Annotated in this window: 5 protein-coding genes; all 5 read right to left on the minus strand. The window is 27.3% G+C overall.

Annotated features, from left to right (window positions below):
- Positions 1-250: 250 nt before the first annotated feature.
- The 5 genes from MBCUR_RS09010 to MBCUR_RS09030 all read right to left on the minus strand — a co-directional run bounded on the left by MBCUR_RS09010 (position 251) and on the right by MBCUR_RS09030 (position 10,417).
- Positions 251-1,012 carry a hypothetical protein gene (locus MBCUR_RS09010; protein WP_067092575.1) on the minus strand — a complete coding sequence of 254 codons (762 nt, stop codon included), beginning with the start codon at positions 1,010-1,012 and terminating at the stop codon, positions 251-253.
- Positions 1,013-1,033: 21 nt separating this feature from the next.
- A complete protein-coding gene (locus MBCUR_RS09015; protein WP_067092576.1) occupies positions 1,034-1,504 on the minus strand; it encodes a hypothetical protein in 471 nt (156 codons plus the stop codon).
- Between the two features lie 147 nt (positions 1,505-1,651).
- Positions 1,652-2,413, minus strand: coding sequence for a hypothetical protein (locus tag MBCUR_RS09020; RefSeq protein WP_067092577.1), 762 nt, complete (start codon positions 2,411-2,413; stop codon positions 1,652-1,654).
- A gap of 10 nt (positions 2,414-2,423) precedes the next feature.
- The gene (locus tag MBCUR_RS09025) at positions 2,424-8,507 is read right to left on the minus strand and encodes a beta strand repeat-containing protein (protein WP_067092578.1); all 6,084 of its coding nucleotides are present in this window, start codon (positions 8,505-8,507) and stop codon (positions 2,424-2,426) included.
- A 797-nt stretch (positions 8,508-9,304) separates the two neighbouring features.
- On the minus strand, positions 9,305-10,417 hold the full coding sequence (locus MBCUR_RS09030) for a pyridoxal phosphate-dependent aminotransferase (protein ID WP_067092579.1): 1,113 nt from the start codon (positions 10,415-10,417) through the stop codon (positions 9,305-9,307).
- Positions 10,418-10,828: the final 411 nt, after the last annotated feature.

Below are 10,828 nucleotides of genomic sequence, written 5' to 3' on the forward strand. Positions count from 1 at the left end.
CAAACGATCACCTAACTCTTCAACTTTCGCATACTGTTTATTTATAAAATAATTATTCAAGTCATACATGGTATTAAATATATATATTATCCTATATAAACCTTTCTATATCAATTTAAAGAACACACAAAAAAAATAAATTCACAAAAAAAATACAAATAGCAAATAAAAATATTTATATTGGAGTTTATAGAAATTCTCTTAAATAATTTAAAAATTCTAAAATATCAATTAAAATGAAAAAATCAAATTATATTGAAAGTTGATCAATGTCAGCATGGATAAGCTTATAAAAAGTCTTAAATGCAAGTATAACATCGTCCTCAATCATTTGTTCACGACTATGCTTAATAGCATTACAAGCAGATAAAAACATTAAAGTAAAACGATTACCAGAATGATTATACAGATAAATATTCGAAAATGGTCCCCCTAATATATATACTATAGCATCAGAATGCATATCATATATTTTTTTAAAAAGTTTTTTTGCATTTTTGTCCCATTTTGTTTTTTTTAAAGAGTGGAAAAAGTTTTTATCAGCATGTTCAAATGTTGAATCTTTATCAAAGTCCAATAGTAAGTACATTAGTTTTTCTATGAAAAGGAATTTTTTTTCTTCAGAAATTTTGTCTTCATTTGCTTTCATTTTCATTAAAACTGTGTAAAAAGAGGTTAGTGCTCCGAAATGTTCAAATACGATAGTATCTCCCCATAATGATGGAACATAAAGTAATTGAATCTTGGATTTTTTTAGAATTGAAGCATTTTGTAATATCAAGAATTTTTCTTTTAAGTCCTCAGCAGTTAGGTTCGAAGTAAGGAAATCTTTGTTGTACTGGTTCATGTAATTTTCCATGTTTTTAGTTAAATCTATAAAAGTTTCAGAATCATATAATTCTAAAGTTGCATTTAAAATTTCTTCTAAGCCATCAACATGTTCAAAATTCTTTAAAATCTTATCAAAATTTTCATGTTGAAGCTCCATCTCAATATTTATATCATACTTCATATATATCACTTTACAATTTAATTAAGCTTGTAACTTTCTTATAACCCTTAATAATAGCATTTTTACTTTTATTATACACACTTTTGACACCATTATAAATTTTATTAAAAGCATTTTTACTTTTATTATACAAATTTTTGACACCACTATGAATATTATTTCTAATTCTTGAAAATGTCTTTTTAGCTCCATTATGGCATTAACTACAGTATTATAAGATTTTTGAGTTATGGCTTTAATAGTATTAGCTGTTTTCTTAACAACATTTTTCACAGTACTTACAATGACATTTTTAGCATTGCCTACAGCCTTTTTAGCCTGGTTAGCTAAATATGAAATATTAGCTGGTCCATCAGTAATAAACTTAGAAATAGCTTTTAAATTAAGATTATTAGTCAAATAACTAGAAGTGCCTTTTATAAAACTTTGTAAATTAGACAAAGGAGTAATGTCTTTAAAAGCTTTATGAGCATAGGAATTAATAGTTTTCACAAAGCACCAAAACCTTCAGTAGTAATCTTAAAAACCTCACCAAAAATCTTAACACCTACCTAAACTAATTAAATCACAATAATTCTTAAATAAAATTTATTTAAATAGTCTAAAACTTCGTGATAACAGTTTAACAAAAATTAGGCATCATATTGAAAGTTGATCAATATCCGCATGAATAAGTTTATAAAAAGTCTTAAAAGCAATTACAACATCATCCTCAATCATTCGATTACGACCATGATTAACAGCATTACAGGCAACTAAAAATGTTAAAGCAAAATAATTACCCGATTGATTATACAGAAAAATTTTCGAAAATGACCCTCCTAATATATATATTATAACATCAGAATGCATGTCATATATCTTATCAAAAAGTTTATTTGCATTTTTGTCCCATTTTATTTTTTTTAAAGAGTGGAAAAAGTTTTTATCAGCATGTTTAAAGGTTGAATTTTTGTCAAAGTCTAATAGCAGGTAGATTAGTTTTTCGATAAAAAGGAATTTTTTTTCTTCGGAAATTTTGTCTTTATTTGCTTTCATTTTCATTAAGACTGCGTAGAAAGAGGTTAGTGCTTTGAAATGTTCAAAGACGATAGTGTCGCCCCATAGAGATGGAACATAAAGTAATTTGATTTTGGATTTTTTTAGAATTGAAGCATTTTGTAATATCAAGAATTTTTCTTTTAAGTCCTCAGGAGTTAGGTTCGAAGTAAGGAAATCTTTGTTGTGCTGGTTCATGTAATTTTCCATGTTTTTAGTTAAATCTATGAAAGATTCAGAATCATATAATTCTAAAGTTTCATTTAAAATCTCTTCTAAGCCATCAACATATTCAAAATTCTTTAAAATCTTATCAAAATTTTCATGTTGAAGTTCCATCTCAATATCTATATCATACTTCATATATATCACTTTATAATTTAATTAAACTTGTAAGTTTATTATAACCACTAATAACAACATTTTTACTTTTATTATACACACTTTTGACACCATTATAAATCTTATTAAAAGCATTTTTACTTTTATTATACAAACTTTTGCCACCATTATAAATATTATTTCTAATTCTTGAAAATGTCTTTTTAGCACCATTATAGGCATTAACTACAGTATTATAAGATTTTTGAGTTATGGTTTTAATAGTATTAGCTGTTTTCTTAACAACACTTTTCACATTATTCACAATGGCATTTTTAGCATTGACTGCAGCCTTTTTAGCCTGGTTAGCTAAATATGAAATATTAGCTGGTCCATCAGTAATAAACTTAGAAATAGCTTTTAAATTAAGATTATTAGTCAAATAGCTAGAAGTGCCTTTTATAAAATGTTGTAAATTAGACAAAGGAGTAATATCTTTAAAAGCTTTATGAACATAGGAATTAATAGTTTTCACAAAAGCACCAAAGCCCTCAGTAGCAGTCTTAAAAACCTCACCAAAAATCTTAATATCTTCACCGATCGTTTGTAAAATACGAGATTTAAAATATTTAAAGATCCTAGCAGTCAAAGGAAATGGATTAAGATTACCAAACAACTTAATAACATCCATGGTGAACTTTTTAACAGTATCAAAATAAAGATTCTTTAAGGGCTCGGGTAATTTTTTACCAATGAATTTTGTAAGTTTTTTACCATATTTTGCAATTTTTGTGAGAAATTTAATGACAAATTTAGGTAAAATTGATCTAAGAAGAGCCTTTCCTCCTGTTTTAAGGCTTGCGATAGCACCTGTGCCTGTACCGGCAGTAAGAATAGTTATAATTAATGAAGCCACATTGATTAGGAAACCACCAATGCTCATTTTTCCATTGTTATCAATGCATAATGCGATGTCCAAGATAATTTTAATTCCATGACCCGCTGGAATGCCATTAATGTTAAGTTTGTTAATATAATTGTATCCTGGGATGGTTAAATAATTAGCATTAATAAATTTCCAAGGGTCGCCATTTGAGTTTAGTATTGCATCGATAAATTTGCCAGCTGTATAAATCTGAAAAGTAGCTCCTGGAACAGGATTCAGAAGGGAAGTAATTAAAAGTAATTTTCCAAAATTTGAATTTAAAACTGAGTTTTTAGGAATATTAATATTATATGCTCCTTGAATCAAAGAATAAAGATCATTTAAATAATTATTAGATTGCAAATTAGGAGTCATACCTTTATTGTTACTACTATAAGGATTTGGCCTTGGTTTGAAACTTTTTAAATTATTTAAAACAGATTTGCGAGTGCTATGAATAATGTTTGGGCTAGCTTTAACTCCTTCTTTTTTAAATAATTTTTTTATGTATAAGTTTAAATCATATTCTTTGCCTTTTGAATCACCAAGATAATATTTATTTAGGGTTTGATTATCAATAATGACTTTTAAAGTGTAAAAACCATAATTAGATACTCTTATTTTGCCTTTAGCCAAATTTTTAGTGACATTGTAGAAAATAGGAGTATATTCTCCGTCAAATTTAAATTTAACTTTTAATGAAGGTATTGGTTTTTTTAATTTTTTATTTTTGTTATCTTTAAATTTTACATAAATGTTGTGTATTTTTTTTAGTTTTAGTGTGTTTGGTGCATCTAAATAGGCTGTAACATATCTGTTAATTTTAGTATTTTTTACTTTATGTGCTTTGTTTTCTCCCCACCAATTGTATTCTGCGTTGGCAGAGCCTTTGGATAGATAGAGGTTATATTTTTTGTTGAAAATGTAGTTATAGTTGAAGTAGTTTTTTTTACCAGCTGTTTGGTGAATGCCGTTTTTGTTGGTTTTTATGGTGTTTTGTATGAATTTATTGTTAGATCCATTGATTAAGATGCCTGTGTTGTTGTTTGAGTTGATGGTTGTTTTGTTAATTTGGTTGTTATTTCCTTTGATTACAAGTCCGTGGATTTTGTTTTTGTAGGTTTTGCTTTTAAATAGTTTGTTGTTATTTCCAATTATGGTTAGTCCTGATTTTGGGCTGTTATGTGTAGTTAAGTTGTAGATTAAATTGTTATTTCCTTGAATAACTGTTTGGGTATTTTTATTGTTTTTTAAAGTCATGTAAGCTATTTTATTGTCTTTGCCTATTGTGTGTAGTCCATGGTATCCGTTGTTGTGGATTTTGTTGTGTGTGTAGTTGTTGTGGTTTCCTTTGAAGTAGATTGCACAATTTTTTGTTTTTTTAGAGTTATTGGTAATGGAATTGTTTTTGAATATGTTATTGTTTCCTTCTCCTTTGATTCCGTTTTTAAGGTTGTTGTTTATGTTGTTGTATAAGATTTTTGATTTGTTAGTTTTTATGTAGAGTCCTTGGGCTTTGTTGTTTTTAATTGTGTTGTTGGAGATTTTATTATAGTTTCCTTTTGCAACAATTCCTGTTTTGTTGTTGTGATGAACATAATTATATGAAACACTCCCATTATTTCCATTTAGATAAATGCCATTGTTTTTGCTGTTAGAAATATTATTATGTTGTATTATTGCTTTATTTCCGTCCACAATTAGTTGGTTGTTATTATTAGATAAAATATTATAAGTTGTTTGAGAATTGTCGCCAAATAAATGTATTCCTTGTAGATTATTGTTTTTAATTGTGTTGTATCTTAATTTAGCATAGTTGCCTTTAATGAAAATTATACAATCATTAGATTTAATAGCAAGGTTATTATAAATTAAATTTCTTTCAATTGTAGCATAATTGCCTATAACTTTTAATGTATTACCTTTATTGCCTGAAATATTGCTATTAAGAATATTTACACGATTTCCGTTAAAAATAGCTCCTTCAAAATTGTTATTTCTTAGATTATTGTTTTTAAATTCAGTGCCATTGCCAACAATTTCAATTCCCTTTTTATTGTTGGTGAAGTTATTGTTGGAGATTTTATTATTGTTCCCTTTAGCATAAAAGCCAATTCCACTGTTATTTTGGAAAACATTATTATTTATAATTCCATTTTTAATATTAGAACTATAAGCACCATTTCCACTATTGCTAACAAATTTATTTCCAGAAACAAGAGTTCCATTACCTGTTAACTCTAATCCTCCTCCAATGTTGCTATTAAAATTATTATTTTGAATTAAAATTGCATTTTTTAAATGTACAATGGAATTTCCACTATTAGCTTTGTTATTTATAAAATTAGAGGAAGTTATATAGGATTTTGATTCAAGATGAAGAGCACCACCATTAGCTGCATTATTACCATTAAAGTAAGAACCCGTTATGTTGATTGAACCCTGGATATTAGAATAAATCGCTCCACCATTAGCTGATACATTGTTATTCAAAAATAAAGCATTATTAACAGCTAATTTACCATTACTGTAGACACCACTACCATTAACAGCTTTATTATTAGTGAAATTAGAATTATTCAAAATATTTACAGTACCACTATTAATATATAGCCCAGCACCATTAGAACTAACAATATTACTTGAAAATCCAGCAGAATTAATAGTTAAATCAGAATTAGTATAAATTCCACCACCATTAACAGCTTTATTGTTACTAAAAGTAGATTTACCCGTGATAGTTGTAATTCCACCATTTAAATATAATGCTCCGCCATTTAAATTGGCATTATTCTTATTAAAATTAGTAGCAATGATATTTAAATCATTTAAACTGTAAATAGTTCCACCATTAGCTGATGCATTATTGTTTAAAAATAAAGCATTATTAACAAGTAATTTACCATTACTGTAGACACCACTACCATTAACAGCTTTATTATTAGTGAAATTAGAATTATTTAAAATATTTACAGTACCACTGTTAATATGTAGCCCAGCACCATTAGAACTAACAACATTACTTGAAAACCCAATAAAATTAATAGTTAAATCAGAATTAGTATAAATTCCACCACCATTAATAGCTTTATTACTATTAAAAGTAGATTTACCAGTAATTGTTGTGATTCCACCGTTTAAATATAATGATCCACCATTAGCGGATGCAATGTTTCTATTAAACTTAGATGAAGAAATTTGTAAGTTTTTAAGAGAATAAATAGCTCCACCACTACCAGTTGCAAAATTGTCATTAAAATTAGCTGAAACAATACTTAATACACCATTAGAATAAATCGAACCACCGTTAACACCACTATTGGATGAAAAATTTGAATTACTTAATATTCTAGTTGTTCCTACATTGACATACAATGCTCCACCATTTGAATTGGCATTATTCTTATTAAAATTAGTAGTAGCGATATTTAAATCATTTAAACTGTAAATAGCTCCACCATTAGCTGATACATTATTATTTAAAAATAAAACATTATTAACAACTAATTTACCCTTACTGTAGACTCCACTACCATTAACAGCTTTATTATTGGTGAAATTAGAATTATTTAAAATATTTACAGTACCACTGTTAATATATAGTCCAGCACCATTAGAACTAACAATATTAGTTGAAAATCCAATAGAATTAATGGTTAAATTAGAATTAGTATAAATTCCACCACCATTAATAGCCTTATTGTTATTAAAAGTAGATTTACCAGTAATAGCTGTAACTCCGCCATTTAAATACAATGCTCCACCATTAGTGGATGCATTGTTTCCATTGAACTTAGATGAAGAAATTTGTAAGTTTTTAAGAGAATAAATAGCTCCACCACTGCCAGTTACAAAATTGTTGTTAAAATTAGCTGAAACAATGCTTAATACACCATTAGAGTAAATCACACCACCGTTAACACCCTTATTTGATGAAAAATTTGAATTGCTTAATATTCTAGTTGTTCCTCCATTGACATATAATGCTCCACCATTGGATACGGCATTATTTTTACTAAATATGGAATTAGAAATATTTAAATTCTTAAAAGTATATATTGCTCCACCATTATTTGCATTATTAGATATAAAGCTCGATTTAGAAGAAATACTTATTTGACCATTTGTGTAAATTGCTCCGCCAGAGGTAGTGGCAGTATTTTGTGAAAAATTAGCTGTATTAATTTGTAAATTACTTAAAGAATAGATTCCTCCACCGTCTATAGCAGAATTATTTTTAAATGTAGAATCATTTAGATATTTAATTGGAATTTGGGTATAAATTGCTCCACCCATGTTTGTGGCAGTGTTTGAGTCAAAGATTAAGTTTTTTAAGATGATTATTTTGTTGTCATTGGCGGTTCTGTCGTATAATCCTAATGCTCCACCGTTATTTGCTTTGTTAGAGGTGAAGTTAGAGTTTAATATTGTGGCTGTTCCATTAAATATGAATATTGCTCCTACGTTGTTTGCATTGTTTTGGTTAAATATGGAGTTGCTAATGGTTGCTTCAGAGTCAGAGATTCTAATTGCTCCTCCTATATTTGCACTGTTGTTAATGAATTTGCAGTTTATGATTTTAGTTCCTGTTCCATTGGCTATGGAAATGGCTCCTCCGTCATTTAGGGCGAAATTGTTAGTAAATGTTGAGTCTGTGATTGTTAAGTTTGTTGTACCAGATCTTATTGCTCCTCCTTGAACAAAATTGTCTGTGCTTGCTTGTATTCCTTGATTGTTGTTGAAAATGGAATTTTTTATTATAGAGTTAGATGCTTGAGGGTATATGAAAATGGCTGCTCCACTTTCTCCAGTATTATTTGAAAAAGTGCAGTTGTCAACAGTTATTTTAGAGTAGGTAGTGATAGCTGTTCCACCTAAAGTGTTGCCATTTCCGTTAATAAATTTAATATATTTAAACGTAATGTTATTTGCATTAACCCATGCTATTCTACTGATGTTTTCTCCAGATAAAGTTGCAGGGTTATTAGCAGAAGCACCAATAAAAATTAAACTTTCTTTAGTTATTCTAATTACCGAACCATTACTTTTAAAAGTATTTGAGCCTAATTGAATAACATCTCCAGAATTAGCAGTACTAATAGCATTATTTATGTCATCAAAAGAATTTCCACTAACAGCAATATTACTTGCTGAAACTGCAGAGAAAGAGGCAAAAAACAGGAACATTAAAATCAAAAGAAAAACTCCCACTTTCACCCACCCATATATACTAATTTCCATATGTTTAAATTAATTAAAGCCATTTAAATCCCTTATAACTATGTTAAAGAAATACAATCAATTAAAAATTAAAAAAAATGTTAACAGATATTAAATAAATTTTTATATCATCATATAAACAAATTCCTAAATAAATTAAATAGAAAAATATATATCAATAAAAAAACAAACATTATAATTTATAATAAAAAAACAAAAATGGGCAAATGGGCAAAAAATGAAACAAATAGAATTTCTTATCCAAAAAAAGAGAAAAATTTAACCAATACATAAAAATGCAAAAAAGAAAGATAATAACTCCTAGTTTATGATTACTCTATCCATTGCAAAGACTGCTCTTGCAAAAAACAGTGACCCTTCCAAAAATACCCTATTTATGCAAATTAAAATAAAAAGCCATTTTAGTATCAGGTGTCTGATTTATATGAAAAAATTAAGAGTTTAAGAGATTATTCAAGCTGTTTTGAAATAAATATAATATGATTTTCTAAAAGTATAGATGAAATCAGTTTTAACCCTTTAAAAAAACTTAATAAAATCCTTATATTTTAATTTAAACTATTTTCCATAAAGTCAATTTTTTAATGATAATAAGTATTGTGGACTTTTCTCATTGTTAAAATCAAAACATTAACTTTTAGAATATTGTTTTTAAAGACCAGATAAATTGTACTTTTATAAAATACTAATATAATAGACTCTAAACATACTAAATAATATACCAAACCTCTTCAATTTTTTTCAATTATCCGACATCTGATAAATAATTAAACCACTTTCTCTAAACGATTCATAGCTTCTTCGATTTCTTCGTAAGATGTTGCATAGGACATTCTTATATTGTTTTTTGAACTTTCACCAAAAGATACACCTGGAGTTGTTACCACTCCTGTGTTTAAAGCCATTTGTGCAAATTTATTTCCATTGTTAACTTTTGGAAAAACATAGAAACTTCCTTCTGGATTTGGGCAATTTAATCCCATTTTAGTTAGTCTAGATATTATTAAATCTCTTTTTCTTTTGAATTCTTTAACAATATTATCAACATAGTTTTGTGGACCTTTTAGTGCTTCGATTGCACCAATTTGTGAGATTGAACTTGCACCAGCAACATTGTATTGATGAACCTTTAAAATTTCATCAACAATATCTCTTTGTCCTGTTAAATAAGCCACTCTTAAGCCAGTCATGGCATATGTCTTTGAAAAACCATTGATTGTAATAACATTATCACTAAATTGAGCAGGAGAGTGGTGTTTTTTAGTATAAATGATTTTTTCATAGATTTCATCACTTAAAATTATAAAATCATTGTCAGTTGCCAAATCAGATATTGTCTTAATGTCTTCCTTATCCATTACAGCTCCTGTTGGATTTGAAGGAGAATTTAAAATCAATCCTTTAGTGTTTTTATTGATTTTATTTTCAATGTCTTCCACAGTCATTTTATAATCATTATTAAAGTCTAATTCTATTGGAATGGCTTCAGCTTGGCTTAAATCAACACATCCTTTATATGAGACAAAGCCAGGATCTGGAATTAAGACTTCATCTCCTTTTTCAAAAAGTGCTTGAGTGGATATGTATAATGCCTCACTTGCACCAACAGCGACCATAACTGAATCAGGATTTGTATTGATGTTGTTATCTTTTTTAAGCTTTTTAGCTATTTCTTCTCGAAGTTCGGGAATGCCCATATTATGAGTGTAGTGAGTCTGACCTTCATCTAAAGCATTTTTCATAGCCATTTTAACATTTTCTGGTATGTCAAAGTCTGGTTCTCCAAGACCAAGGTTAATGGCTCCCTTTGGCTTTGCCTCAAACATTTTTCTTATTCCAGAAAGTTCAATTTTATCTAATCTCTCAGCTATTTTCACCATGATTTTCACTCGATTAAAAAAATAAGTAATTATTTTAAAAATTATTTTGTAGCTAGTATGTTTTTTAATGCATAAAAAATTACCATAACTATTTAAAATTAAAAAAAGTTGGAATAAATAAAGTCAACTACATATAAAGGGAACCAAATAAAAATAGCTAAACAAATATTATAAAAATCCATTCTGTTATAAAATGTATTAATCTATTTATTTCATCTTCAAAAATCATTTAATTCCAAAACATATTTCAATAAAAATTTATGGAAAAATATTATTAAATGGCTGTACAACAATTCAAAAATCTAATTTTTTAAATTTAATTAATTAAGTTAAAATTAGATTTGTAAAGTTATAATAAATTTTATTATAAAAATAAATATAAATATTCAATAATTCTATTTTAATTAAGAT

The sequence above is a fragment of the Methanobrevibacter curvatus genome (assembly GCF_001639295.1).
In the GTDB taxonomy this organism is placed as follows: Archaea; Methanobacteriota; Methanobacteria; order Methanobacteriales; family Methanobacteriaceae; genus Methanoflexus; species Methanoflexus curvatus.